Annotated in this window: 22 protein-coding genes; 5 read left to right on the forward strand and 17 right to left on the reverse strand. The window is 73.4% G+C overall.

What is annotated here, in order from left to right:
* Positions 1-5: 5 nt before the first annotated feature.
* From ACH4D3_RS07365 to ACH4D3_RS07430, 14 genes are all read right to left on the reverse strand, one after another.
* Positions 6-1,670, reverse strand: coding sequence for an FHA domain-containing protein (locus ACH4D3_RS07365; RefSeq protein ID WP_398317517.1), 1,665 nt, complete (start codon positions 1,668-1,670; stop codon positions 6-8).
* Between the two features lie 46 nt (positions 1,671-1,716).
* A complete protein-coding gene (locus ACH4D3_RS07370) occupies positions 1,717-3,063 on the reverse strand; it encodes a VWA domain-containing protein (RefSeq protein WP_398317520.1) in 1,347 nt (448 codons plus the stop codon).
* Between the two features lie 114 nt (positions 3,064-3,177).
* Positions 3,178-4,578 carry a PP2C family serine/threonine-protein phosphatase gene (locus ACH4D3_RS07375; protein ID WP_398317523.1) on the reverse strand — a complete coding sequence of 467 codons (1,401 nt, stop codon included), beginning with the start codon at positions 4,576-4,578 and terminating at the stop codon, positions 3,178-3,180.
* A 3-nt stretch (positions 4,579-4,581) separates the two neighbouring features.
* Positions 4,582-7,317 (reverse strand): tetratricopeptide repeat protein, encoded by a 2,736-nt coding sequence (locus tag ACH4D3_RS07380; RefSeq protein WP_398317526.1) that lies wholly within the window; start codon positions 7,315-7,317, stop codon positions 4,582-4,584.
* A gap of 34 nt (positions 7,318-7,351) precedes the next feature.
* On the reverse strand, positions 7,352-8,686 hold the full coding sequence (locus tag ACH4D3_RS07385) for a hypothetical protein (RefSeq protein WP_398317529.1): 1,335 nt from the start codon (positions 8,684-8,686) through the stop codon (positions 7,352-7,354).
* A gap of 71 nt (positions 8,687-8,757) precedes the next feature.
* Positions 8,758-9,822 carry a glutamate ABC transporter substrate-binding protein gene (locus ACH4D3_RS07390; protein ID WP_398317532.1) on the reverse strand — a complete coding sequence of 355 codons (1,065 nt, stop codon included), beginning with the start codon at positions 9,820-9,822 and terminating at the stop codon, positions 8,758-8,760.
* An 83-nt stretch (positions 9,823-9,905) separates the two neighbouring features.
* Positions 9,906-11,270: a hypothetical protein gene (locus ACH4D3_RS07395; protein WP_398317535.1), complete on the reverse strand. Its 1,365-nt coding sequence runs from the start codon at positions 11,268-11,270 to the stop codon at positions 9,906-9,908.
* A 203-nt stretch (positions 11,271-11,473) separates the two neighbouring features.
* Positions 11,474-12,445, reverse strand: coding sequence for an N-acetylglucosamine kinase (locus tag ACH4D3_RS07400; protein WP_398317537.1), 972 nt, complete (start codon positions 12,443-12,445; stop codon positions 11,474-11,476).
* On the reverse strand, positions 12,436-13,701 hold the full coding sequence (locus tag ACH4D3_RS07405) for a 6-phospho-beta-glucosidase (protein ID WP_398317540.1): 1,266 nt from the start codon (positions 13,699-13,701) through the stop codon (positions 12,436-12,438). Before ACH4D3_RS07405 ends, ACH4D3_RS07400 begins: the two co-directional genes overlap by 10 nt.
* Positions 13,702-13,728: 27 nt before the next feature.
* A complete protein-coding gene (locus tag ACH4D3_RS07410; protein WP_398318911.1) occupies positions 13,729-14,625 on the reverse strand; it encodes a carbohydrate ABC transporter permease in 897 nt (298 codons plus the stop codon).
* A 14-nt stretch (positions 14,626-14,639) separates the two neighbouring features.
* Entirely contained in the window at positions 14,640-15,584 is a 945-nt protein-coding gene (locus ACH4D3_RS07415) for a carbohydrate ABC transporter permease (protein WP_398317543.1), read from the reverse strand.
* A gap of 6 nt (positions 15,585-15,590) precedes the next feature.
* Entirely contained in the window at positions 15,591-16,928 is a 1,338-nt protein-coding gene (locus tag ACH4D3_RS07420) for an ABC transporter substrate-binding protein (protein WP_398317546.1), read from the reverse strand.
* 97 nt (positions 16,929-17,025) lie between these two features.
* Positions 17,026-18,243, reverse strand: a complete 1,218-nt coding sequence (locus ACH4D3_RS07425; protein ID WP_398317549.1) for an ROK family protein — start codon at positions 18,241-18,243, stop codon at positions 17,026-17,028.
* A 226-nt stretch (positions 18,244-18,469) separates the two neighbouring features.
* Positions 18,470-19,654, reverse strand: coding sequence for a mechanosensitive ion channel family protein (locus tag ACH4D3_RS07430; RefSeq protein WP_398318914.1), 1,185 nt, complete (start codon positions 19,652-19,654; stop codon positions 18,470-18,472).
* Positions 19,655-19,910: 256 nt separating this feature from the next.
* On the opposite strand from ACH4D3_RS07430, the gene ACH4D3_RS07435 reads away from it, so the two are divergent.
* Entirely contained in the window at positions 19,911-20,447 is a 537-nt protein-coding gene (locus tag ACH4D3_RS07435) for an HNH endonuclease (RefSeq protein WP_061444733.1), read from the forward strand.
* A 43-nt stretch (positions 20,448-20,490) separates the two neighbouring features.
* Here the strand turns inward: ACH4D3_RS07435 and ACH4D3_RS07440 are convergent, their stop codons facing one another.
* Positions 20,491-21,003 (reverse strand): Uma2 family endonuclease, encoded by a 513-nt coding sequence (locus tag ACH4D3_RS07440; RefSeq protein ID WP_398317552.1) that lies wholly within the window; start codon positions 21,001-21,003, stop codon positions 20,491-20,493.
* Entirely contained in the window at positions 21,000-21,449 is a 450-nt protein-coding gene (locus tag ACH4D3_RS07445) for an ATP-binding protein (RefSeq protein WP_398317555.1), read from the reverse strand. Before ACH4D3_RS07445 ends, ACH4D3_RS07440 begins: the two co-directional genes overlap by 4 nt.
* Before the next feature lie 156 nt (positions 21,450-21,605).
* Between ACH4D3_RS07445 and ACH4D3_RS07450 the strand changes: the two genes are divergently transcribed.
* Both ACH4D3_RS07450 and ACH4D3_RS07455 read left to right on the forward strand, forming a co-directional pair.
* Complete coding sequence (locus ACH4D3_RS07450) at positions 21,606-22,490, forward strand: helix-turn-helix domain-containing protein (RefSeq protein ID WP_398317558.1); 885 nt, start codon at positions 21,606-21,608, stop codon at positions 22,488-22,490.
* Positions 22,490-22,702 (forward strand): DUF397 domain-containing protein, encoded by a 213-nt coding sequence (locus ACH4D3_RS07455; RefSeq protein ID WP_398317561.1) that lies wholly within the window; start codon positions 22,490-22,492, stop codon positions 22,700-22,702. Before ACH4D3_RS07450 ends, ACH4D3_RS07455 begins: the two co-directional genes overlap by 1 nt.
* On the opposite strand, the gene ACH4D3_RS07460 is transcribed toward ACH4D3_RS07455, so the two are convergent.
* Positions 22,675-23,331: a class I SAM-dependent methyltransferase gene (locus tag ACH4D3_RS07460; RefSeq protein WP_398317564.1), complete on the reverse strand. Its 657-nt coding sequence runs from the start codon at positions 23,329-23,331 to the stop codon at positions 22,675-22,677. The genes ACH4D3_RS07455 and ACH4D3_RS07460 overlap by 28 nt on opposite strands.
* 312 nt (positions 23,332-23,643) lie before the next feature.
* Between ACH4D3_RS07460 and ACH4D3_RS07465 the strand changes: the two genes are divergently transcribed.
* Both ACH4D3_RS07465 and malQ read left to right on the forward strand, forming a co-directional pair.
* Positions 23,644-23,955 (forward strand): hypothetical protein, encoded by a 312-nt coding sequence (locus tag ACH4D3_RS07465; RefSeq protein WP_061444727.1) that lies wholly within the window; start codon positions 23,644-23,646, stop codon positions 23,953-23,955.
* A 9-nt stretch (positions 23,956-23,964) separates the two neighbouring features.
* Positions 23,965-26,067: a 4-alpha-glucanotransferase gene (gene malQ, locus ACH4D3_RS07470; RefSeq protein ID WP_398317567.1), complete on the forward strand. Its 2,103-nt coding sequence runs from the start codon at positions 23,965-23,967 to the stop codon at positions 26,065-26,067.
* Positions 26,068-26,106: the final 39 nt, after the last annotated feature.

Below are 26,106 nucleotides of genomic sequence, written 5' to 3' on the forward strand. Positions count from 1 at the left end.
TCTCGCTATCCCCGGCGGACCGTGATCGTCGTCCACGCGCCGACGTGCACCCGGTCGCCGTCCTGGAGCGGCACCGGCACGAAGGGCTGGATCGGCTCCTCGCCGCCGTTGACCGTCGTACCGTTCGTCGAGTTCTGGTCGACGACCGCCCAGCTGCCGTCCGGCTGCTGCACCAGCACCGCGTGCTGGTGCGAGACACCCGGGTCCTCCGGCGGCACGGCCAGATCGATGTCCGGGGTGTCGCCGGTGGAGTGCCTGCGGCGGCCGATGGTGATCTGGTTGCCGGTGAGCGTGCGCTGCTGCTCGGGCGAGTACGCGGGCAGGTTCAGGCCCGCGGCCTCGGGGCCGGAGCGCTGCATCATCGCCATGAAGTACTCGCGGTCCGGGCCGATCGTCGCCGACCAGGTGGCCGGCTGCTGGGGCCGCTGCGGCTGCTGCGGGAAGCCCTGGCCGGGCGGGGGCGGCGGTGCCTGGGTGGCGCCGGGCTGCGGGTAGCCGTAGCCGCCGCCCTGGGCCTGACCCGGGCCGCCGGGACCCCCGGGAGCGCCGGACGTCGGCGGGGAGAGCACCCAGTCGTCACCGCCGCCGAAGGACGGGCCGCCCTGCTGCGGGCGGTTGGCCTCCTGCGGGAAGGCGGGCGGGGCCGGCGGACCGGCCTGGAACCCCTGCGGAGCGCCACCGGGGCCGCCGGGGCCGCCGGGCCCACCCGGCCCGCCGGTGCCACCGGGCGGGGGCGGGACGGGGCCGGGCGGAGGCGGGACCGGACGCGAGGGGTCGCTGCCGAAACCGGGCGGGGCCGGAGGACCGGAGGGGCCGTTAGGGCCGCCGGGACCACCTGGGCCGTTGGGACCACCAGGCCCGCCGAAACCGCCGGGACCACCGGGGCCACCGGGGCCGCCAGGCCCGCCGAAACCGCCGGGACCATTGGGCCCACCGGGGCCGCCCGGACCGTTGGGGCCACCCGGGGCACCCGGGGCACCCGGGCCGCCAGGCCCGCCGAAACCGCCGGCGCCGTTGGGGCCGCCGGAACCGCCGGGACGGTTGGGTCCGTCGGGGCTGCCGAAACCACCAGGCCCGCCGGGCCGGTCAGAACCCCCGGGCCCCCCGGGGCCGAAGGGGCCGTCGGGGCCACCTGCGGGTCCGCCAGGTCCGCCAGGGCCGCCAGGGCCGCCCGGACCACCGGGGCCGCCCGGGCCACCGCGGCCCGACGGGTCGGAGCCGAAGGGCGGCGGGCCCGGGGGGATCGGTTCTGCGGGGCGGTTCACCTGGGACGGGCGGGAGCCCTGGTAGTCGTACGAGTCACCGCCGCCGTACGACGGACCCGCGGGCGGCTGCCCGAAGTGCGGCGCCGGGCCGCCGGACGCCGGCGGGCGCGGGGCGGCCGGGGTGTACGAGGTGGCGGTGTTGGTCAGGAAGTTCCACCGGCACTCCTCGCAGAACGGCGCACCGCCCTCACGCGGCGTGCGGCACTGCGGGCACAGCTGCGGCTCGCCACCGGGACCGCCGCCCGGCCCACCGGGTCCACCCGGACCGGCGGGCGGCGGGAAGCCGTAGCCGCCGCCCGGGGGCGGTGGCGGCGGAGGGGGCGGCACGGCACCGGCCATGCGGTGACCGCAGACCTCGCACCAGTCGTCGGAACCCGACTGGTGTCCGTTCGGGCAGGTCGGCATGTCGGAGCTTCCCTCTCTTGCGGGCGTGTCGCGCGGTTGTTGAGCGTCACTTCTTCACACGAACAGTCTTGGTCGACCGGGTCTCGAGAGTCATCTCGTCGGCCTCCTCCACCTTCGCTTTCAGTCGCACAGTACCTGCCGCCGCGTCCACCACGTCCACCACCTTCGCAAGCAGTTTCGCCGTATCCGCGTTTCCGGAGACTCCCGCGAGCTGAACCGCGCGGCCCAGTTTGGCCGTTGCTCCGTCGATGTCTCCCGCTTTGCGCAGATCGAGCCCTTGTTGGATGGCTTGTGCCAGTTCGGCCTGCCCGGTGTAGTGGGCGACTTGGGGGTTGATCGACGTGGAGGCGGTCATGTCGTCGGTCCACACGGCCCGTACGAGACCCTGCGCGCCGAGGTTCTGGACACTCCCGTCGGGCTCCGGGATGACCAGGGAGACGCGGGCGGCCAGCATCTCCCGGCCGAGGTCCGCGGCCGGTACCTCGACGCAGACGTGGTAGTCACGGGACTCGTCGCCCCAGGAACCGGTGGGGTAGTCACCGGCCCGCGGCCCCGCCTCGGTGCGGCGGGCGGTCAGCTCCTCGACGGTCGGGGCGACCTGCTTGACGAACTTCACGGTGGTGCCGACCGGGGTCCACAGCCGCAGCGCGACGTCCGCGACCTCCTTGCCCATGGCCGTCTCCATCATCCGCGTGAAGTCGGCGGCCAGGCCCGCCGGATCGGCGACGATGTCGGCGGTGCCGAGCAGGGCGGAGGCGATCCCTGTGACTTCTTTCACCTCCCAGTCGGTGCCCACGCCCCGGGCGTCGCACGTGAAACGCCCCGCGCAGGCGTCGAGCGCGGCCCTGAGGTCCTCCGGCGACTCGTGCTCGTTGCGGCCGTCGGTGAGCAGGATGCCGTGCCGGATGGCGACGTCCGCGGTGGACAGCAGCCGGTCGGCCAGCCGCAGCCAGGTGCCGATGGCGGTGCCGCCGCCCGCGCTCAGCCGCCGCAGCGCCTGCTTGGCCTGCTCCCGGGTGGTGGCGTCCGCGACCGCGAGCCGGCCGCCGCCCGGGTAGACCTCCTTGGCCACGTGGGTGCCGCCGACCACGGCGAAGTGCACGCCGTCGCGCAGGGTGTCGATCGCGGCGGACGTGGCGTCGCGGGCGTTGCGCATCTTGGTCGGCGGGTAGTCCATGGAGCCCGAGCAGTCCACCATCAACGCCACGGCGGCGGACGGCCCCTGGCCGGGCGAGTACAGGTGGGGCGCGGCGACCGCGCTCCCGACCGTGCCGCCGCCGGTCGCGGTGACCGTGACGATCGCGTTGACCTCACGGCCGCCCTCGGGCAGGTACTCGTTCTGGTAGACGTCCACCGCGAACTGCGGCACGTTCGACTTCGAGAAATTGGCCATGCCGGATCGCATCCCCCTCTACGTCCCCACAGCGGTGGGGGTCTTGGCTTGCTGGCGCGGACCGCCCCCTGCGGTCCGCGAGGCCGCCCCTCCACCCGTGTACGCGCGGGGGCCTCAGGCCGATCCTGCCCCCTGCGGCGGGGCCGGGAACGGCAGGAGGGCCACTGTTACGTTGTCGTGGCCCCCGCCGTCCAGGGCGTGACCCACCAGCACGCGGGCGCCGTGCAGCGGACGGGAGGCGGCGTCCAGGGGCACGGCCTCGGCCATCTCCTCGGCGGACTCCGCGTAGTTCCACAGGCCGTCCGTGCAGACCACGACCACACCGGCGCGGTCCGGTTTGAAGGACGCGGTGTGCGGCTCCAGTTCGTAGGCGTCGGCGCCCAGCCAGCCGGTGATCGCGTGGGCGCGCTCGTCGGCGTAGGCCTCGGCCTCGTTCATCAGACCGGCGGCGACCATCTGCGCGGCCCACGAGTCGTCCTCGGTGAGCCGGGCGGGTGGGGTGGCGCGGTCGGCCGGAACCCAGTAGACGCGGCTGTCGCCGACCCAGCCGACGACCAGCAGACCCGCGGTGACCACGGCGCCGACCAGCGTGCAGGCCGGCGCGTTCTGGTGCGGGGCCTGCTCGCGGGCGGTGGCGGGCTCGTCGGCCAGCGCGTTGACGGCGTGCGAGGCGGCGAGGATGGCGTCGTGCATGGCCTGCTGCGGATGCGTGCCGCGCGGCAGGGCGCCGAGCAGCGACTCACCGGCCGCCCGGGACGCGGCGAGCGAGGCGTCGTCGGGGCGGGTCGCCGAGGACACGCCGTCGCAGACGATCGCCACCGAGGCGGGGGCGCCGTCGGGCAGCGCGGTGCAGCCCACCGAGAACGCGTCCTCGTTGCGGTGGTGGCGCAGGCCGCGGTCGCTGACGGCGGCGATCGGGCCCGACTCCTGCTCCATGTGGTCGCGTTCGCGGGGCTGGGCGTGCCCGCAGTTCTCGCAGTAGCCGTCGTCGTCGACCCGGCCCGCGCGGCAGGCCACGCACACCTTCTCGGCGGCGGCCGAGTCGGGAGCCGGAGCCGGCCCGGGGGCCGGGGGCTGCTCGGCGGTCAGTCGCGGGTCGGGTGCCTGCAAGGGGTACTCGTCGGGCTCCCCCGGCCGGTCGAAGCGCACCCCGGCCGCGGGCGCCCCCGCCGGAGCCGCGGGTGCCGAAGGCGGTGCGGGTGCCGAAGGCGGCGCGGCGGGCGGCGGCGGGGGCGGCGGCAGCGGTGAGCCGCCCGAGTCGGTGCCCGGCAGTTCGGCCGCCGCGTGCACGGGGGCGGGGTGGCCGTGGCCGTCCGAGTCCCGGGCCACGGGCCAGTCCACGCCGTCCGGGGCGGGCACCGCGCCGTTGATGGCCAGGGTCGGGCTGTCCTCGGGCCGCGCGGGCACGACGGACAGGTCGTATCCGCACGCACCGCAGAACCGGTCACCCGACTCGAGGGGTTCCTCGCAGCTCGGGCACTTCGGCACGGCGGCCTGCTGGGGCTTCTGCGACATCAACTACACCCACGTCCGGGGGCGGTAACGATTGGCACGTTCCACCAGGTCGATCCTCTCCTCGCCGCCCCGCGCCAGCCGGGCCAGCGTGCGGTACGAACGCTCCAGGCCGAAACGCAGGCCGCGTTCGTCCAGGCCGCTGCCGAGCAGCGTCCGTCCCCCGGCGGCGGGAGGGACGGAACCCCGACCTCCGGAGAGTACCCAGTCCAGCGCGCACCCGAGGACCTCGGCCGACAGCTGCTCGCGCCGCGCCGGATCCAGACCGTACACGTCCAGCGCCTCGACCTGCCGCGCGCCGGCGATCAGGTCGTCCAGGAACCGCAGGTCGCCCGCGGCCGCGGTGCGCTGCCGCAGCCGCGCCCGGACGGCCGCCACGCGCGCCGCGGTGCAGTGGACGGACGACTCCGGCACCGACTCCAACGTCCGTACGGCGGCCGCCCGGTCACCCGCGGCCAGCTGCACCCGGGCCAGCCCGAACGCCGCGCTGACGTGGCTCGGGTCGGAGGACCACACCAGCCGGTAGTACTCGGCGGCGTTGTCGAGCTGCCCCAGCACCTCCGCGCACAGGCCGAGCGCCAGCTTGGGCGCGATCTCGCCGGGAAAGGCGTCGTAGATCGCGTCGAAGGCCAGCGCGGCGTCCTCGTGGGCGCCGGTCACCAGCGCGGCAAGACCGCGGTACCAGACCACCCGCCAGTCGTCGGGGCGCTCGCCCTCCAGGCTCTCCAGCGCCTCCAGGGCGCCGGACGCGTCGCCGTTCTCCAGCCGGGCCCGGATCTGCCGCAGCCGGGTCTCGGTCGACGGCGCCGGAGCGGCGGCCAGCGCGGTCAGCAGCTCGGCCGGCGCGGACGCCATCAGGCCCGCCAGGAAGCCCGCGTTGGGGTCGCCGGCGTCGACCCGGGGGACCGGCAGCGCCAGCGAGGCGGTGGGCGCGTCGGCATCCTTGACCAGTCCTGCGGCCCCGGTGCCGAGACCTCCGACCGCGCTGACCGCACCCGGCAGCGAGGCGCTCGCGCCCCCGGACGCGGCCACCGGCGTACCCGCCGTCGCCCCCGTCCCCGCGGCGACCTGCGGGGCGTGCGGGGCGTGCGGGGCGTGCGCGACGGTCCCGCCCGGCGCGCCCACAGCGGGAGGGGACCCGCCCGGCAGCGCGGGCGCGGGTCCCGCGCCGGTCGGCAGGGCCGCACCGGAGCCGCCCCGCCGTCCTCTCGCAGGGGGCACCCTGGCCCCCAGCCGCGACACCTCGCCGTCCAGGCGCGGGAACAACTCCGTGTCCGTCACCCGCACCTCGGGCCCGAACAGCGTGGAGACGGCGGGCCTGGGCCGGCCCGTCTGGAGCGAGACGACCTCGCGCAGCACACCCGTCAACTGCTCCGCCATCTCCTGCGCGGAGGCGAACCTGCGGGCCGGATCCGGGTCGGTGGCCCGCACCAGCAGGCGGTAGAACGACTCGTAGTCCCGGAAGACCTCGATGCTGTCGGGGTCCGGCAGCGAGTCCGCGTAGACGGTGGTGTAGCCCTGGAAGTCGAACGACAGCACGGCCAGGGTCCGCCCGACCGTGTACAGGTCGGACGCCACCGACGGGCCGACGTCGGCGACCTCCGGGGCCTGGTAGCCCACCGTGCCGTAGATCGCCGACTCGTCGTCGTCCATGCGGCGCACCGCGCCCATGTCTATGAGCTTGAGCTGGTCCTCGGTCTGGATGGCGTTGTCGACCTTGAAGTCGCAGTACAGCAGCTTGCGGCTGTGCAGGTGACCGAGCGCCTCCAGCGCCTCGATGCCGTACGCGCAGGCCTGCTCGACCGGCAGCGGGTCGCGCCGTCCCTGCGGGGAGCGCCGGGCGTTGGCGATCTCCTTGAGCGACTTGCCGCCCACGTACTCCATGACGATGTAGCCGTCGAGGGAGCCGGTGCGCTGGTCGAGGTGCTCGACGAAGTTGTAGATCCGCACGATGTTGGCGTGCTCGATCTCGGCGAGGAAGCGCCGCTCGGAGATCGCCGCCGCCATCGCGTCCTGGTCGCCGGTGTCCAGCAGGCCCTTGAGGACCACCCAGCGGTCGGAGACCGCCTTGTCCACGGCCAGGTAGATCCAGCCGAGGCCGCCGTGCGCGAGGCAGCCCACCACCTCGTACTGGCCGTGCACCACGTCGCCGGACTTCAGCTTGGGCACGAACGAGTACGGGTGGCCGCACTTGGTGCAGAAGCCCTCCGTGCGGCCCGGCCGCTCGCCGCGCGAGCGCCCGACCGGCCCCCCGCAGTCCGAGCGCGAGCAGAACCGCTTGCGCTCGGGCACCTCCGGGTGGTCCATGACCATCTCGCGCGGGTCGGGCCGCGGCACCGCCGGTACCTCGACGAGACCGACGCCGAGCCGCCCGCGCCCGGTGGAACCGGCGCCGGAACCGGAGCTGCGCACCGACACCGAACGGCCCGTGGAGCGGCCCGAGACGGCTCGGGAGAGCCGCCCGGACACCGAGCGCCGGGACTTCGACGAGCGCGACGACTGGGACGAGGTGCGCGAACTGCGGGCGCTGGAGCGCGAGCCGCCGCTGCCCGAGGAACCCCGCGACCCGCGCGAACCCCGGCCCCCGGCCCCGGCCACGCCGGTCGGGGTCGAGCCGAGCGCGCCGCCCGCCGCGACGACCGGCGCGAGACCGCACGTGTCGCAGTACAGCTCGCCGCCGCCCATGTCCTCGTAGGTCCCGCCGCAGCCGGGACGCTGACACGTCCGCCCTGCCTCACTCATGACGCTGCCTCCCCCTCGTCGCTCCGGTCACCGCTCATGCGCCGGGTCCCGTCCGGTCCACCGGCCCGCCCTGGCCGGGCACGCGCCGTGCGGTGCCGAGCAGTTCGGCCGCCGCGTGCTGGTAGCGCAGCACGGCCTGCTCGGCGACGCGCAGGTCGCAGGGCGCGCTCCACAGCATGCGGCGCGCCTTCTCGTACTTCTCGGCCAGCTCGGGGTCCTCGGCGTGACCCAGCCGGGCCATCTTCGCCTTGTACGCGTCCAGTCGGCCGCGCAGCTCGGCACGGACCGCGAGCGGCGCGGTGACCGCCGTCAGCGACTCCCGGGCCCGCAGCAGCTCGTCCTCCGCCTTCTCCTCCAGGGACTCCAGCAGCGGCGACAGCCGGTGCCACTGGGCGTGCCTGCGGTACTCGGCGGCCGCCGCCAGCTGCTCCTGGAGCACGATCGGCGGCCCGCCGACCACCGGCACCTCGGTCGCGGCGATCTTCGCCAGCACCTCGCCGCGCGCGGTGCGGGCCTCGGCGAGCGTGCGGTCCGCGCGCGAGAGCACGTCCCGCAGCCGGACGATCCGCTGCTCGGCGTCCTGGCGCACGGCCAGCACCGCGTCGATCTCCCGGCGCACCTCCTCCAGGGCGCGCGCCTCCCGGTCGTACACCGTCGTGTCGGGGCGGCCGCCGCCCGGTGCGGAACTGCCCTGCGCGGGCGTCCAGAAGGCCAGCGGGTCGGAGACCACCTGCTCGCGCAGCCGCGTCAGGGTGCGGGTGATCCGCTCCAGGTCGTCGCCGGACGGGTGCTCGCCGGGGCGCACGCCCACGGAGTGCGCCAGCTTGCGGGTGCGCTGCAGCTCGGCGGCGAGTAAATCGATCCGGGCGGGCAGCGCCGACCACACCGCGTCGGCGGCGACCACCATGTCCAGGGAGGCCGCGTAGAGCTGGTTCATCCGGTCCACCAGCGTCACCAGCGAGTACCGCTCGCTGAGCCGGCCGGGACCGGCGTGCAGGGTGGGCGCGTTGGCGGTGGCGGCGGCGCCCGAGGCCACCGCGACGGCCTCGCCGCGCAGCAGTTCCGTCAGCTCCACCAGGTCCTCGCGGCTGGACCAGCGGCGCCGGGAACGGATCTCCCGGGCGGAGCGCAGCGCGCCCGTGTACGCGTCGAAGTAGGTCCACAGCAGCGTGATCGACGCCTCCGCGGCCCCCCAGCGCTCGGCGGTGACGCCGGTCAGCTCGGCGCCTTCGAGGAGTCTGCGGCCCGCGTGGTCCTGGAGGGCGAGGAGCGAGGTCTCGATCGCCTCGTGCTCCGCGCCGAGCCGCGCCAGCGCACGGTCCACCTCGTCCCGGTCCATCACCGGCCCGGTGGGTCCCGTGTCGCCCATCGATCACCTCTCGCCGTCGGGGACTTGCGTGTGCCGTGCGTGTGCTCTGTCTTCGCCTGCGCGGCCGCCGGTCAGCTCCCGCGCAGGTACTGCGGGGTCGGCGGCAGCGACTTCGCCGGGTCGTCCATGGTCTCCGACAGCCACTCCTCGTACGAGTTCTGCCACCCGTCGGCCTGGTCCGCGCGCCACTGTTCGAGGACCCGGTTGACCCGGCGTACCAGATCGTCGGCGTCCTTCTTCATCGCCACGCCGTAGTACTCGGTCGTGAAGGCGTCGCCCTTCAGCTCGACCGTCGGGTCCTGCGCGGCCTGGCTCGCGGCGAGGGCCCCGTCGGTGACCACCGCGTCGACCTCGCCGAGCTGGAGCCGTACCAGGCAGTCCAGTTGGTTGGGCACCGTGGTGCGCAGATCGACGCCCTCGGCCAGCCTGCCGTCCTTCTGGTCCTGCTCCAGCGTGCTCAGCGCCGTCGAACCCGCGGCCGTGCAGATCTCCTTGCCGGCCAGCGTGCCGTCGTACCCCGTGATCTTCGAGGACTTGGGTGCCAGCACCTGCTGGCCGGTCCTGAAGTAGGGGGCGGAGAACGCGACGTCCTCCAGCCGGTCGCAGTTGATGGTCATCGTGCGGACCACCATGTCGACCCGGCCGTCCTGGATCGCGGGGACGCGCTGGTCGGTGGGGATCGCCTTGAACTGCACGGCGTCCTCGTCGCCGAGGACGTCCTTCGCGATCCGGTGCGCCAGGTCGATGTCGAAGCCCTCCAGTTCGGCGTCGCCGCCGCTGTTCGGGTCGCGGTAGCCCCAGCGGAAGCTGTTCTGGTCGACGCCGACGACCAGCTTGCGCTTCTCACCCTCGCGGGCGCGGATCGCGTCGATGGTGGGCCCGTCGTCCCCGGACGGGGCAAGGGTCTGCTTCTCCGGGTCGGTGCACTCCTGCGCGGCCCGGGCCTGGCTGCCGTGGGCGGCGCCGCGGCCGTCGTCCGCAGCATCACCACCGCCCCCGCCTCCGTCTCCGCCTCCGCCGTGCCAGGGGACCGCAGGCAGGAGCAGGGCCGCCAGCACCGCGAGGACGCAGGCGAAGGCCATCGCCCCCACTCCGCCCCAGCCCTTCAGGCCGGTCCGCAACCGTCCCGCTCGCATCCGCACGCCCCCTTTCACGGGTCCTGCCTCCTCGGGCCGCACGCGCGCCCCCTCCCACCGGCCCGCCGGGCCCGCACCCCGCCTCACCGGTACTCCGACAGCCTGCGGCCGATGCCTATGAGCGCGCCGGCCGCCCCCAGCGCGGCGAGCACGCCCGCGCCCTGCGGCAGGTAGCGCATCGCGTCCAGGCCGTCGCCCGCCGCCTGCTCGAACTCGGCCTTCTCGTGCTTCAGGGCGGTGGCGAGCGCGGCGTCGACGCCGTCGAAGCATTCCACCGTGGCGCCGTCGCCGCCGATCACCAGGTTCAGCGCCTGCTGGTAGTTGCCGTTCTCGTCCTGCGTACGGGCCGAGGTGTGGCGCTTCTTCCACTCCGTCATGTTGCCGTTCGCCGTGCCGACGGGCTGTTCGCCCGCCTTGTCGTCGGCGAGCCGTTCCGCCTCGGCCAGCGCCTTGCCGAGGCGGTCCATGTTCTTGCCGAAGGCCAGGTCGTAGGAGTCGTACGTCTTGTCGCCCACCTTGGTCGTCTCCGCGCCGCGGGAGACCAGGGTCAGGTTCTCGTTGCCCCGGGCCTTGAGGGAGGCGATGCGGGCCTCGTTCAGCGCGTTCAGGGAGCGGACGCCGTGCTCGTGGGAGTCGGTCAGGTTCGACCGCGCGACGCCGTGGCCGACGACCAGCCAGAGCAGTACGACGGCGCTGGCGGCGGTCGCCGCGACCATTCCGTGGTTCAGGACGCGGTTGGTGCGCCGGTAGGTGCGGTGCTGGGCCCAGGCCAGCGCGGCGAGCAGGACGACGCCGAGGGCGATCGCCGCCCAGGGGTAGGGCTTGGCGTCGCCGTAGTCGGCGTCCAGCCGCTGGTTCTCCTTCTTGTAGAGGTCCTCCGCCGCCGGGAGCATCTCCTTCTGCATCTTCTCGTTGGCGTAGCGCAGATAGGCGCCGCCGACCGGGAAGCCCTGCCGGTTGTAGGTGCGGGCGCGCTCGACCAGGCCCTTGTACTCGGGCAGCAGGCGGTTGAGCTTCGTGATGGTCGTCGCCGCGGGCGACTTCGGCTCGGAGTTGGCGGCGGCCGTCACGAGCCCCTCGGCGGCCGCGCGGATCCCGTTGTCGTAGCGGGTGCGGGAGTCCTCGGTCTCCTGGCCGCCGGCGAGGAAGCCGCTGGAGGCCGCGGTGTTGGCCTCGGCGAGGGAGCGGTAGATGTCGGCCGCCGCGGAGCTGAGCGGCTGGCTGCGGGTCAGCACGTCGTCGGCGGCCGCGGCGCGCTCGTTCATCTGCCAGGCGGTGACGGTGCCGAAGGCGACGACGAGCACGGCGAGCAGCGCGCCGATGATGCGCAGCCGCCCGGGCTCGGTGACCGCCGCCGCGCGCAGCCGGTCCACGCCCTCGGCGAACGCGGTGCGACGCGGCGCCGTGCCCGGCGGCGGTGCCGCGCTGCTCTTCGGCGGTTGAGTCACTGCTGACCTCCCCCATGGTCATCCGTCGCCGCAAGTATCGCCGTCCGCACCGACATTCGCACCGGCCTTCGTCCGATCTTGATGTGATCCCGGTGCAACGCACCACCCCTGCCCATGAATACGCCACGGGAACCGGTTCGGTTCCCCGTACCGGTTCCCGGTCGTCGTCGGCGGCGGCGCGCTGCGCGGGCGGCTCGGACGGCTCAGGCGGTGAAGTGCTCCCGGGCCCGCTCACCGGCCCCGGGGGCCGCGCCCACCTGGTCGAGCCCCAGCAGCACCGCGCCGAGCACGGGCGGGGCCGTCACCACCCTGGGTACGGCCTTGGGGGCGCGGGCCGCCAGCAGCTCCCGTATCCGCTCGTCGAGCTGCGGATGCCGGGCCGCCAGCACGCTGCCGCCCAGCAGCACCGGCGCGGGTTCGGCCAGCAGGTCGAGCCGGGTCAGCGCGACGGTGGCCATGGCCACCACCTCGTCGGCCTGCCGGTCCACGACCGACCGCGCGAGCGGGTCGCCGTCCGCCGCCGTGGCGAACAGTACGGGCGTCAGCTCGTGCCGCCGTACCGGCTCGACCCGCCGCAGGTGCAGGGCCTCGATGAGCGCGTACATCGAGTCGAGGCCGAAGTGGGCCGGCAGGGTGCGGGCCAGCTCGGTCGGTTCCCCCCGGCCGTCTTCCGCGCGCGCGGCGTGCCACAGCGCCTCCTCGGCCAGCCCCCAGCCGCCGCCCCAGTCCCCGGAGATGCGGCCGATGGCCGGGAAGCGGGCGGTACGGCCGTCGGGGCGCATGCCGACGCAGTTGACGCCCGCCCCGCACACGACGGCGACGCCCAACGGCTCGGCGACGCCGGCCCGCAGGACCGCGAACGTGTCGTTGCGGACCTCGACGCTCCCGCCCCACGCGCGCGCGTGCAGCGCGGCGGCCAGCTGCTCCTCCTCCACCGGCAGGTCGGCGTTGGCCAGGCACGCCGACACGTGCTCGACGGCGGTGACCCCGGCCGCCGCGAAGGCCCGCGTCACCGCGTCCGCCAGGGCGTCCACGGCCCGCTCGACACCCACGGCGGGCGGCCGGAAGGCCCCGCCGCGGGCCGTGCCGAGGACCTCGCCGTCGGCCGCCACCACGGCCACGTCGGTCTTGCTGTTGCCCGCGTCGACGGCGAGGACGCTCGCGCTCAGGCCCACGCCAGGTGCTCCCGGTTGTGCGCGATCAGCCGGTCGGTGAGCTGCTCGGCGTACGCGTACTGGCCGACGAGCGGGTGGGCGAGCAGCGCCCGGAAGACCCGGTCCCGCCCGCCGCGCAGGGCCGCGTCCAGGGCCAGGTCCTCGTACGCCGTCACGTTCGCCATCAGCCCCGCGTACAGCGGGTCCACGTGCGCCACCGGCAGCGGGGAGGCACCCTTGCCGCCGACCGCCGCCGGCACCTCGATCACCGCGTCGTCGGGCAGGAAGGGCAGCGTGCCCCGGTTGTGGGTGTTCACCACCTGGTACGGGGAGCCCGCGCCGCCGAGCAGGGCGGCGGCGAGGTCGACGGCGGCCTCGGAGTAGTAGGCGCCGCCGCGCTTGGCGAGCAGCGCGGGCTTCTCGTCCAGGGCCGGGTCGCCGTACATCCGAAGCAACTGCCGCTCCATCTCCGCGACCTCGGCGGCCCGGGACGGCTTGGTGCGCAGCTCGTCGACGACCTCGTCGTGGGCGTAGTAGTAGCGCAGGTAGTAGGAGGGGACGACGCCCAGGCGGTCCAGGAGCGGCCGGGGCAGGCGCAGGTCGGCGGCGACCGCCTCCCCGTGCTCGGCCAGCAGCCGGGGCAGCACGTCCTCGCCCTCGGGACCGCCGAGCCGTACGGCGGTCTCCCAGGTGAGGTGGTTGAGGCCGACGTGGTCCAGGTGGACGTCGGCGGGCGTCACCCCGAGGAGCGCGGCGAACTTCCGTTGCAGTCCGATCGCCACGTTGCACAGCCCGACCGCCCGGTGCCCGGCCTGGAGCAGGGCGCGGGTGACGATGCCGACCGGGTTGGTGAAGTCGATGATCCAGGCGTCCGGGTTGGCCCGGCGCACCCGCTCGGCGATGTCCAGCACCACCGGCACCGTGCGCAGCGCCTTGGCGAGCCCGCCCGCGCCGGTCGTCTCCTGCCCGACGCAGCCGCACTCCAGCGGCCAGGTCTCGTCCTGCTGCCTGGCCGCCTGACCGCCGACCCGCAGCTGGAGCAGTACGGCGTCGGCGCCGTCGACGGCCGCGTCCAGGTCGGAGGTGGTGACCACGCGGCCGCCGTGCCCCTGCCTGGCGAAGATGCGCCGGGCGAGGCCGCCCACCAGCTCCAGCCGGTCCGCCGCCGGATCGACCAGGACCAGCTCCTCCACGGGCAGCGTGTCCCGCAACCGGGCGAAACCGTCGATCAGTTCGGGCGTGTAGGTCGAACCGCCGCCGACCACGGTGAGTTTCATGAAGTCATCAGTCCTTTGCTCATCTGCTCATCCCTTGACTCCGGTCAGCGTGACGCCCTCGACGAACGCCTTCTGCGCGAAGAAGAACACGAGGATCACGGGGGCCATGACCAGCACGGTCGCGGCCATGGTGAGGTTCCAGTCGGTGTGGTGGGCGCCCTTGAAGGACTCCAGGCCGTAGGAGAGCGTCCAGGCGCCGGGGTTCTCGGAGGCGTAGATCTGGGGGCCGAAGTAGTCGTTCCAGGCGTAGAAGAACTGGAAGAGGGCCACGGCCGCGATGCCCGGCTTGGCCATCGGCAGGACGACCCTCAGCAGGGTGCGCAGCTCCCCGCAGCCGTCGACCTTCGCCGCGTCCAGGTACTCGTCCGGGATGGTCAGCAGGAACTGCCGCAGCAGGAAGATGGAGAAGGCGTCGCCGAAGGCCATCGGGATGATCAGCGGCCACAGGGTGCCGGACAGGTCCAGCTGCTTCGCCCAGAACAGGTACATCGGGATGATGATCACCTGCGGGGGCAGCATCATCATCGAGATCACCAGCATCAGGGACAGATGCCGCCCCCGGAAGCGGAACTTGGCGAGCGCGTACGCCACCGGGATCGAGGACGCCACGGTGAGCACGGTGCCGAGGCCCGCGTACAGCAGCGTGTTCTTCCACCAGGTGAGGAAGCCGGGCGTGTCCAGGACGGTCCGGTAGTTGCCCCACTCCCAGGTGTGCGGCCACAGGTCGCGGGTGAGGGCCTGCTGGTCGCTCATCAGCGAGGTGAGGACCACGAAGACGAACGGCAGGGTGAAGAAGAGGGCGGCGGCCACGCCCAGGGAGTGGACCGCGATCCAGTGCAGCAGGACGCGCCGGCGGGCGGTGCGCTCCTCGGTGGGCTGCGGCGGGCTGCCGGCCGCGACGGGCCGGGCCGGCACCTGGGCCATCGGTACCTGGGTGGTCATCGGTCACCTGCCTGGAGAAGTCCGCCCCGGCGGCGCATCAGCAGCGCCGTGAACGCCATGGCCAGGGCGAACAGCACGAGCGCGACCACGCAGGCGGAGCCGTAGTCGAAGCGCTGGAAGCCGAGGTTGTAGACGAGTTGGGGGAGGGTGAGGGTCGACTTGTCGGGATAGCCCGGCTCGAAGGACTGCCCGGAGCCGCCGATGATCCCGGAGGCGACCTTCCCGGCGACCAGCGGCTGCGTGTAGTACTGCATGGTCTGGATCACGCCCGTGACCACGGCGAACAGCACGATCGGCGAGATGTTCGGCAGCGTCACGAACCGGAACCGCTGCCAGGCCGACGCCCCGTCCAGCTCGGCCGCCTCGTACTGCTCCTTCGGTACGTCGAGCAGCGCCGCCATGAAGATCACCATGAGGTCGCCCACGCCCCACACGGCGAGCGCGGTCAGCGCCGGCTTGGACCAGGCGGAGTCCGTGAACCAGCCGGGCGCCGGTACGCCGAGGCCCTCCAGGACCGAGTTGACCGGCCCCGTACCGGGGCTGAGGAGGAAGACGAAGGCCAGCGTCGCGGCGACCGGCGGGGCGAGGTAGGGCAGGTAGAAGAGGGTGCGGAAGACCCCGGCACCCGTCTTGATCTTCGTGATGAGCAGCCCGACCCCGAGCCCGAACACCACCCGGCAGGTCACCATCACCAGGACCAGCCAGAGGGTGTTGCGCAGGGCGGGCCAGAACAGCGGGTAGTCCTGGAAGACGTAGGCCCAGTTCTCCAGGCCCCGGAACTCCGGGACGCCGAAGCCGTCGTACTTCATCAGCGAGAAGTACACGGTGGACACCAGGGGATAGGCGAAGAAGACACCGAACCCGATGATCCAGGGCGACATGAAGGCCGCCGTCCGAAGCGCCGAGGAACGGCGCTTCGCGCGGAGCGTGTTGATGGCCATGGACCGCTACTTCGTCTGCTCGATGTCGCGGTCGATCTGCGCGGCGGTCTTCTCCAGACCGGCCTTGAGGTCCTTCACCTTGCTCGACTCGTACTGGTAGCCGAAGTCCTGGAGGGTGAGCTGGTAGGTGGCGCCGTTGACGGAGGCGGGCGGGGAGTTCGACTCGGGGTGCTGGGCGATGTCCAGGAAGGTCTTGAACGCCGGGTCGGTCTTCAGGTCGGGCGACTTGAGGGCCGGGAAGGTGGAGGGCACGTTGCGGATGGCGTTGGCGAAGGCGACGACGGCCTCGGTGTCGGTCGTCATGTACTTCACCAGCTCCCACGCGGCGTTCTGCTTCTTGCTCTGCGGGGCGATGCCCATGACGGTGCCGGACAGGAAGCCCTTGCCGTACTCGGCCACCTCGTCGTCGGCGACGGGCATCGGCGCGGTGCCGATCTCGAAGCCGACCCCGGCGTCCTTCGCCATGCCGAGCCGCCACTCGCCGTCCAGCTGCATGGCGACCTGGCCGGTCTGGAACGGGTGCTTGGCACCCCACTCGTCGCCGAAGGTGTTGCGGTACTTCTCCAGCTTCTCGAAGCCGCCGAGGTCGTCGACGAGCTTCTTCTGGTACGTGAACATCTCGGCGAACGCCGGGTCCTCGGCGACGCTGGACTTGCCGTCCTCGCCGAAGTAGGCGTGGTCCCACTGGGACATGTAGTGGTCGACGACGGTCTCGTAGCCGTGGTAGTTCGGCATGAAGCCGAGCTGCTCGTACGAGTCGCCCTTGGTCTTCGTCAGCTTCTTCGCCACCTGGGCGAACTCGGACCAGGTCTTCGGCGGGGCCTTGATCCCGGCCGCCTCGAAGGCGTCCTTGTTGTAGTAGAGGCCGTAGGCGTCGCCGAGCAGCGGCAGGGCGCAGCGCGTCCCGTCGAACTGCGTGTAGTCCAGCATCGGCTTCGGGATGAGCGCGTCCAGGTCGAGCTTCGACTTCTCGACGAACGGCTTCAGGTCGAGGAAGGCGCCCGAGGAGCAGAACTTGCCGATGTTGGAGGTGGTGAAGGAGGACACCACGTCGGGGCCGCTCGAACTGCCCGCGCGCAGGGCCTGGTTGAGCTTGTCGTCGTTGATGTTGCCGACGACCTTGACCTTGATGTTGGGGTGCGCCTTCTCGAAGCGGTCCACGTTCGCCTGTACGGCCTTCACCTCGGCGGGGGCGCTCCAGCCGTGCCAGAAGGTGATGGTGGTCTCGGCGTTCGGGTCGTCGGAGGCGCCGGACTCGGACTGGCCGGTACAGGCGGTGGCGAGCAGGGCGAGGGAGGCGGAGGCGGCGACCGCGAGGGCCGCTTTTCGGGATGTTCCGGGCATGGCGAAGCTCCCAGGGGACAGGGCGGGACAGGGAAGGGTGGTGCGCGGGTACGGGGTACGTGGGTGCGGGGCTGGGACCGGTGGGGTGGCGCGGGGGTCAGCGCGAGGTGTCGAAGACCTCGTCGCGGGTGGTCGCGAGCGCACTCTCCAGCGCGCCGCGCAGGACGGGGTGCTCGGTCACGTCACCGACGGCGAGCCGGGGCCGGGAGGCGGCCAACTCCTCCAGCTCGTCCCGGACCAGGTCGCGCAGCGCCTCGCCGCCCGCGGTGAGGGCGGTGCCGCTGAGGACGACCAGCTCGGGGTCCAGCACCGAGACGAGGGAGGCGAGGCCGGTGGCCAGACGGGTGGCGTAGGTCTGGAGCAGCCGGCGGTGCGGGTCGTCGTCGCCGTCGGCCCCCGCGGCGCGGGCCACCAGGGCGGCGGCGACCTCGGTGTAGGGCCCCGACGGCACGTCGGTGACCCCCACCTCCCGGGCCAGTCCCGCCAGGGCCTGGGAACCGGCCAGCTCCTGGAAGCCGCCGCTGCCGGTACGGCTGACCTTGCGGACCAGCGGGGCGCCCGGCACCGGCAGGAAGCCGACCTCGCCGGCGCCGCCGGTCCAGCCGCGGTGCAGCCGGCCGCCGAGGACCAGGGCGGCGCCCAGGCCCTCCTGGTTCCACAGCAGCACGAAGTCCTCGTGGCCCCGGGCCGCTCCGAGGCGCTGCTCGGCCACGGCGACGAGGTTCACGTCGTTCTCGTACTCGACCGGCATCGGCAGCGCGGCGGCGAGTTCGTCCAGGAGGGTGGGGGAGTGCCAGCCGGGCAGGTGCGAGGCGTAGCGCAGCCGCCCGGTGCCCGGGTCGAAGGCGCCCGGTGTGCCGACGACGAGGCGGTGGACGTCGTCGCGGGCGAGTCCGGCGGCCTTCACCGCGCCGTCGAGGGCGTCGGTGACCTGCTGGACGACGGGGGTGGCGGCGCGCCGGCCCGGGGTGGGCAGCTCGTACCGGCCGACGGTGCGCCCGGTGACGTCGGCGACCGCGGCGAGGATGCGGTGCGGGGTGACGTCGATCCCGGCGGCGTACGCGGCGGCCGGGTTGACCTCGTACAGCTGGGCGCCGGGACCCGGGCGGCCCTCGGTCGTGCCCCCGGCCAGGACCAGTCCGGCCGCCTCCAGCCGGGCCAGCAACTGCGAGGCCGTCGGCTTCGACAGGCCGGTCAGCTTGCCGATCCGGGTCCGGGACAGCGGTCCGTGCTCCAGCAGGAGGTCGAGGGCGGCCCGGTCGTTCATGGCGCGCAGGACGCGCGGGGTGCCCGGCGTACCGGCGGTTCCTGCCATGCGTGTCCACACCTGCCTCTCGGCCGCTCAGCTTTTCAGGGCGCGGTGGGGGAAGTCCACCGCGCGGATCACGGGAAACGTTCCGGCGGGACGCCCGAGGTGCGTCTGTTAGGAAAGTTTCCTGTTGGCTGGAGAACGTAGGCCCGCCCGCACGGAGCCGTCAAGAGACCGCCCCCGAGGCAACGCAGTCGTTACCTCGGGGGCGGGAAGCGCACCGGGCGGGGAGCTACTTGCTGGTGCTGGGCGGCGGAATGGGGGACGCCGCGATGGACTGCGGCGACACGCTGCTCGCGTACGCCGACGGCGCGGCGACGCCCGCCGCGGGGTCGGCGGCGGCCGGAGCGCCCTCCAGCGGGACGGTGGCGCCGCCGACGATCGCGATGCCGGCCGCGTCGAAGGCCCGCTTGATCCGCCAGCGCAGTTCACGCTCGACGGTGAGGGACTTGCCGGGCATGGTCTTCGCGGACACCCGCACCACCATCGAGTCCAGCAGTACGGAGTCCAGCCCGAGGGTCTCGATCGGCCCCCAGAGCATCTCGTTCCAGGGCTCTTCCTTGCTCATCCGCTCGCCGACCGCGGAGAGGGTCTCCTTGACCTTGTCCAGGTCCTCGTCGGAGCGGACGGTGACGTCGACCCCGGCCGTGGACCAGCCCTGGGAGAGGTTGCCGATGCGCTTGACCTCGCCGTTGCGGACGTACCAGATCTCGCCGTCCACGCCGCGCAGCTTGGTCACCCGCAGCCCGACCTCGATCACCTCGCCGGAGGCCACCCCGGCGTCGATGCTGTCGCCGACGCCGTACTGGTCCTCCAGGATCATGAAGACGCCGGACAGGAAGTCGGTGACCAGGTTGCGGGCGCCGAAGCCGATCGCGACACCGGCGACACCGGCCGAGGCCAGCAGCGGGGCCAGGTTGATCTGGAAGGTGCCGAGCACCATCAGGGCCGCGGTGCCGAGGATGAGGAAGCTGGCCACCGAGCGCAGTACGGACCCGATCGCCTCGGAGCGCTGGCGGCGCCGCTCGGCGTTGACCAGCAGCCCGCTCAGCGCGGTGCCGGTCGACGAGCCGGTCCTGCGGTTCATCCGTTCTATGAGCTTGGTGATCGCCCGCCGCACCACGGCGCGCAGCACCAGCGCGATCACCACGATCAGCAGTACCCGCAGCCCGATCGCGAGCCACGTCGACCAGTTCTCCTCGACCCAGCCCGCGGCGTTGGTCGCGCTCTCGTGGGCCTCCTTCAGCGAGGGCACGGTCGGCGCCGTCGGGGACGGCGACGGCGAGGGCGACGACGCGGACGAAGCAGATGACGAACCGGCGGCCGGCAGGGGCAGGACGGCGGCGGACAGGGACACGGCGGAAACCTCCAGATGCGGCGGCCCGTCCTGCGCGGTCCGGTCCGAGGTCCGGTCCAAGGTCACGGAAAGGTCACCGGACGGGCAGATGCACCACACTAACGGGGCACCGGACGCGGTTCGGCCCGAAACGGGCGGGCGAGACACTGCTCACCCACGCCTGAACCGGTCACGCCCGGGACCGCGGGCCCCGTGTGGTCGAAAACACTCCCAGCCCGTTACCGGGACATGGTGGCGCTACGACCAGGCATGAGGGGAGACTGAACCAGATCGTCCCGGCGCGAGCCACGCGCCGCCGACGCCCAAGGAGGCACCCGTGCCGCATGTCCTGGTCCTCAACGCGTCGTACGAGCCGCTCGGCGTCGTACCGCTCCGCCGCGCGCTCGTCCTCGTCCTGGAGAACAAGGCCGTGTGCCTCGAGGAGTCCGGCGCCTACCTGCACAGCGCGACCGTCACCGTGCCCGCACCCAGCGTGGTCCGGCTCAAGCGGTTCGTGCGGGTGCCCTACCGGGGCCCCGTCCCGCTCACCCGACGCGCCCTGTTCGCGCGCGACGGGGGCCGGTGCATGTACTGCGGCGCCGTCGCCACCAGCGTCGACCACGTCATCCCGCGCAGCCGCGGGGGCCTGCACGCGTGGGACAACGTGGTGGCGTCCTGCCGCCGCTGCAACCACGTCAAGGCCGACCGCCACCTGGTCGAGCTGGGCTGGCGCCTGCGCCACAAACCCGCCCCGCCCACCGGTCTGGCCTGGCGCATCATCGGCACCGGCCATCGGGACCCGCGCTGGTTGCCGTACTTGCAGCCGTACGGCGCGGAGGACGCCATGGCCCGGATCGACGGCATTTCCGCCTGACGTCCGGGCCTCCGCTTGCTCCGGCTTTGGCCCCTGCTCCGGCTCAGCGCACCCAGTTCTTCAACGGCTCGGTGTCCAGGACGATCCCGACCGGCTCGGGCAGCGCGACCTCCTTGCCGAAGGGCAGCGTCTGCACGGTCTCGTACCGTCCCCCGTCCGGACGGCTGTGCACCTTGACCTCACAGGTGCCCCGGTCGATGAGCAGGTACACCGGGATCCCCGTCTCGGCGTAGGCCCGGGGCTTGGCGACCCGGTCACGCCGGTCGGTGTCCGAGTCGTACGAGGTGACCTCGACGACCATGAGGACGGGAGCGGGGTCGGCCCATTCGCCCGCCCCGACGAAGGCGTGACTGGGGACCAGGGAACCGTCGGGGCGGGCGCGGCCCTCGCCGTGGCGCCCGACGCTCAGTCCCTGCCGGGAGTCGAGCCACAGCTCGCGGCGCTGTGACAGGCAGGTGCGCGTGAGCCACTGGATGACGCGTCCTCGGGATCCGTCGGGCCAGACCTTCCGGCCGAGGAGTCCACCGAGGAACTCCAGCCGGGCCTCCTCCCTCACGTGGCTCCCACCACTGCGGCGGTGGGCAGGTCCCACTCGGCGTACACGGTCTTGCCGACGCTCCGTGGCTCCCAGCCCCACCGCGTGGCCAGCGCTCCCACCAGTAAGAGCCCGCGCCCGAACTGCTCACCGGCCTCCGAGAGCGGGCGTGGGCGCGGCAACCGCTCGCCGCGCGGGTCACTCACCTCCACGCGGAGGATCCGGTGACCGAGGGTGACGTGTACGCGGATGAGCCGTCCCCGGAGGCTGCCGTGCAGCAGGGCGTTGGTCATCAGCTCCGACACGACCAGGGCGGCGTCTCCTGCGATCCCCGGCTGCCCCCACTCCGAGACGAGCCGTGCGGCTCTGCGCCGGGCGAGGGGGACGCTGCGCTGGGTGGGGGTGTAGTCGAGCAGGTCTTCACGGAGGGGCGGTGCGGGCGGTGACAAGGGCACGGGTTCTGTCATGGGGCGGTGCCTCCAGGTAGGGGGAGCCAAGGATGGGCCGCAGAGTGAGCGGCCGAGCACTCAAAGTAGTGGGATGCAGTTCCTGGGGGCAATCGCTTCAGGGAATTAATTCCCAAGAGTTCGACGTGATGGGGGATCGACGCCACACTGTGGCGGGTGACGCGATCAACTCTGGCCGCAGGAAACCGGATTTCGACGGTTCTGGGCCGCAAGCTGGGTGCCGAACTGCTGCGTCTGCGTGACGGGTCGGGCCGTACGCAACAGCAGGCGGCCGGTGCCATCTCCGCAACCGCGACGAAGGTCGTGAAGATGGAGCGTGGCTGGGTACCTATGCGGGACCCGGACATCCGCGCGCTCTGTGAGTTCTACGGGGTGCGTGAAGGCCGGACCGTCAACCGGCTGCTCGGCCTTGCTCGGCTGGACCGGGAACGCCGTAAGGCGAAGGGCTGGTGGAAACAGTCGCCGCAGGCCGAGGCAGTGGCGGAGTACATCTCCATGGAAGACGTGGCCGGCGGGGTGCGCACTTGGCAGCAGGCATTCGTGCCCGGGCTGCTCCAAACGCCCGAGTACACGCGGGCCTTGGTGGTCAGTGAAGGGGTCTGGACGGACCCGGACGAGATCGAGGGCGTCGTCGACGTCCGGATGAAGCGGCAGGAACGTCTTGAGGGAAGCCGGCCCCTTCAGCTTTACGCGGTCGTCTGGGAGGCCGCTCTACGGCAGCAGGTCGGCGGCCCCGACGTGATGCGCGCGCAGCTTCACCGCATCCTGGAACTGGCTCAACTCCCCAACGTGCGACTCCAGGTACTGCCGTTCCGGGCGGGCGGACACGCTTGTATGGCCGGTGCCTTCAGCATCGTCTCGTTCGTCGAGCCGGAGGCCGTCGACGTGGTCCACGTCGACACCATCGCGGCTACCGTGTGGGTCGAGGACGAGGCCGAAAGCGCTACGTACAGTTCGTTCTTCGACCGCACCGCACGACTGAGCCTGGCTCCCCAGGACTCGCTCAGACTGATCGAAAACATCAGCGAGGACATGCATTGATGAACGGCTTCGATTTCGTGAAGTCCAGCCACAGCAGCGGAAGCGGCGAATGTGTCGAGGTGGCCTTGAACGTCATCGGGACCGTGGCCGTCCGCGACTCCAAGGGCGCTGCCGACGGGCCGATACTCCGGCTCGCGCCGCAGGCGTGGGCGAGATTCGCGGGGGAGTTGGGCCGGCAGGCCGCTCAGGGGCGGCGCCACGTGAGTGTGTAGCGCCAGAAGAGGCGACGGCGCAGCCGGGCGCCGGGCAGCACCGTGCGGGCCGCCTCGGCGATGTGGGCGAACGGCATGTCGGCGGGGCGGGTCCGGGCGGTCATCGAGGTGGGTGGGGCGGCGCTCCGGCCTCTGTTCTTGAGCCATCCGGTGGCGGCGTTCGGGAGGGCGGCGGCCGCGCTCAGCAGGTGGTCCGTGGCGGTCTGCGGCCGGTAGAGGCCGACGAGGACCAGGGTGCCTCCGGGAGCGAGGTGCCTGCGGAAGGTGTCCAGGGCCTCGGTGAACGGTAGGTGGTGAATGGCGGCGACGCAGGTGATGACGTCGTGGGGTCCGGCGGGGAGCTCCGTCGGGGCGTCCGCGACGGTGAAGGACGCCGCCGTCGCCTCCGGGGTCAGCCTGCGTGCCCGCGAGACGATCACGGGGTCGGAGTCGACGCCGTGCACGGTGTCGGACCGGGTGGCGAGCAGGCGGGCCAGGTCGCCGGTGCCGGAACCGACGTCCAGCGCGCTGCCGAACCGGCGGGGGAGCTGCCGCAGGATCCAGGGGTGGTAGTGGGCGTTGTGGTCCCAGGGGTGAGTGGTGTTGAACCGGTCGAGCGCCTGGAGGAGCCGGTGCGGCAGTGACGTCATGTGTTCCTTCGACGATTCGTCCCGGGGTCACAGTTCCCGAGACTGTGAGTACGCGTACGTGGCCTGGCCCGGTGACCGGTTTGGGTGATCCCTGCCCGGGTTACGTGTTTTTTTGGCTGGGTATGTACGTGTTCGGGAGGGGGTGGGTGTGACCAGGGCCACGTTGGCGGTATTGGGGCGTCTGTCCTCGCGGGGACTGGGTAGGGGCTGCCGTAACTCGCCACAAGCGTGCTCGACACAACGCCCGACCCGGGGCCCGATGGCGGGCCCGTTCCACCGTCCGACCCAGAGCCTGATCCAAAGGAGACCCCCGTGGCTGCACTGGCGCCCCTTCTGCTGCCGGCCCCCTCCAAACCCGTGGCGGAGCCGTCCACCCCCTGGGCGGAGCCCTCCGCCGCCTCCGAGACCCCGCACTACTGCGTCTTCGGCGCCACCGGCAGCTGCGCCGAGACCCCGCTGACCAGCGAACCGCCGCTGCCCGACGCCGAGCCCCTGACCAGCGAGTCGCCGTTCGCCGACGCCGTGCCGCTGACCAGCGAGTCCTCGCCCGAACTCACGGCCGACGTGCCGGAGCAGGGCGGCCCCTCCTTCGCCGTCCCCGTCCCGGAACCCACGAGGTCGTAGAGGAAGCAGATGCCCGCAGCGCAGCCGGCCGAGCCCCCCGCCGAGGACCTTCCCGAGGATCTGACCAGGCTCGCCGCCCTGCACGGCGTCGCCACCTCCTACCGCCCCTCCCCGGACCGCACCGTCCCGGCCACGGCCACCGCCGTCTCCCTCGCGCTGGCCGCCCTCGGCGTGGACACGCGCACCCCCGGGGCCGTACGGGCCGCGCTCGCCGCCCGGGAGACCGAGCTGCGCGAACGGCTGCTGCCTCCCACCGTCGTCCGCTGGGACGGCGGCGGCACCCCGGCCGCCCTGGCGGCCCTGCCCGCGGGCACCCGGCTGCGCGTCGAGACCGAGCGAGGCGAGCGCCGCGACGGAGTCGAGGGGCTTGCGCACGGGGTCCACCGGCTGACCGCCAGCGCGCCCGACGGGCGCACCGCCGACGCCCACCTGATCGTCGCGCCCGCCCGGCTGCCCAGCCCCGCCGCGCGCTGCCACGGGCTTCTCGTCCAGCTCTACTCCCTCCTCTCCCGCCGCTCCTGGGGCATGGGCGACCTCGGCGACCTCGGGGAACTCGCCGACTGGGCCGGACGCGCCCTCGGTGCCGGGTTCGTGCAGGTCAACCCGTTGCACGCGGCGGTACCGGGCGCCCCCACCGACCCCTCCCCGTACCGGCCGTCCTCGCGACGCTTCCCCGACCCGGTGCACCTGCGGATCGAGGACGTGCCCGAGTACGCGTACGTCGCCGATCCCGAGCGCGCCCGGGCCCTGCGGGAGCGGGCCGGTCGGCTGCGCGAGGGCGTCCTGGAGAAGGACGCGCTGATCGACCGGGACGCCGTGTGGGAGCTGAAGCGCGACGCGCTCGAACTGCTCCACGAGGTCCCCCTCGGCCCGGGCCGCCGCGCCGCCTACTGCGACTACCTCGCCGCACAGGGCACCGCCCTGGAGGACCACGCCACCTGGTGCGCGCTCGCCGAGGTCCACGGCTCCGACTGGCACCGCTGGCCCGAGGGCCTGCGCGACCCCCGCTCGGCCGACACCGACCGGGCCCGCGGCGAGCTGATGGACCGCGTCGACTTCCACTCCCGGCTCACCTGGCTCACCGACAACCAGCTCACCGCCGCCCAGCGCACCGCCCGCGAGGCCGGCATGCCGGTCGGGATCGTCCACGACCTCGCCGTCGGCGTGCACCCGCGCGGCGCCGACTCCTGGGCCCAGCAGGAGTACTTCGCCGCCGGGATGTCGGTGGGAGCGCCGCCGGACGCCTTCAACTCCCGCGGCCAGGACTGGGGTCTGCCGCCCTGGCGCCCGGACCGCCTGGCCGGGTCCGGGTACGCGCCCTTCCGGGAGCTGTTGCGCGGCCTGTTCCGGTACGCCGGGGCGCTGCGCGTCGACCACGTCATGGGCCTGTTCCGGCTCTGGTGGGTGCCCGAAGGGCGGCCGCCCACCGAGGGCACCTACGTGCACTACGACGCCGAGGCCATGCTCGCCGTCCTCGTCCTGGAGGCCCACCGGGCCGGTGCCGTCGTCATCGGCGAGGACCTGGGCACCGTGGAGCCCGGGGTGCGCGAGGCGCTGCGCGAGCGCGGGGTGCTGGGCACCTCGGTGCTGTGGTTCGAACGGGACTGGACCGGCGACGGCCGCCCCCTGCCGCCCGAGCGATGGCGCGCCGACTGCCTGGCCACCGCCACCACGCACGACCTGCCGTCCACCGCCGCCCGCCTCACCGGCGAGCACGTCGAACTCCGCGACCGGCTCGGCCTGCTCACCCGCCCGCTGGAGGAGGAACGCGCCGAGGCCGCCGCGGACACCGCCGAATGGCTGGAGGTCCTGGCCCGGCTCGGGCTGCTGCGCGGCACCGGCGGCGACACCGGAACGCCCGCCGAGGAGGCGGAGATCCAGGCCGTGCACCGCTTCCTGCTGCGCACCCCCGCCCGCATGGTCGGCGTCTGGCTCCCGGACGCCGTGGGCGACCGGCGCCCGCAGAACCTGCCCGGCACCTGGGACCAGTACCCGAACTGGCGACTGCCGGTCGCCGACGCCCAGGGCCGCCCGGTGACGCTGGAGGACCTGGCCGCCTCGCCCCGGCTGCACGCCCTGATCGACGCCGTGCGCGCGGCCGCGAGCCGCTGACCGGGGCGGCCCCGGACCCCGTACGGGCACCCCGGGCGC

The organism is Streptomyces sp. NPDC018026, from assembly GCF_044327745.1.
Lineage (GTDB): Bacteria > Actinomycetota > Actinomycetes > Streptomycetales > Streptomycetaceae > Streptomyces > Streptomyces rubrogriseus.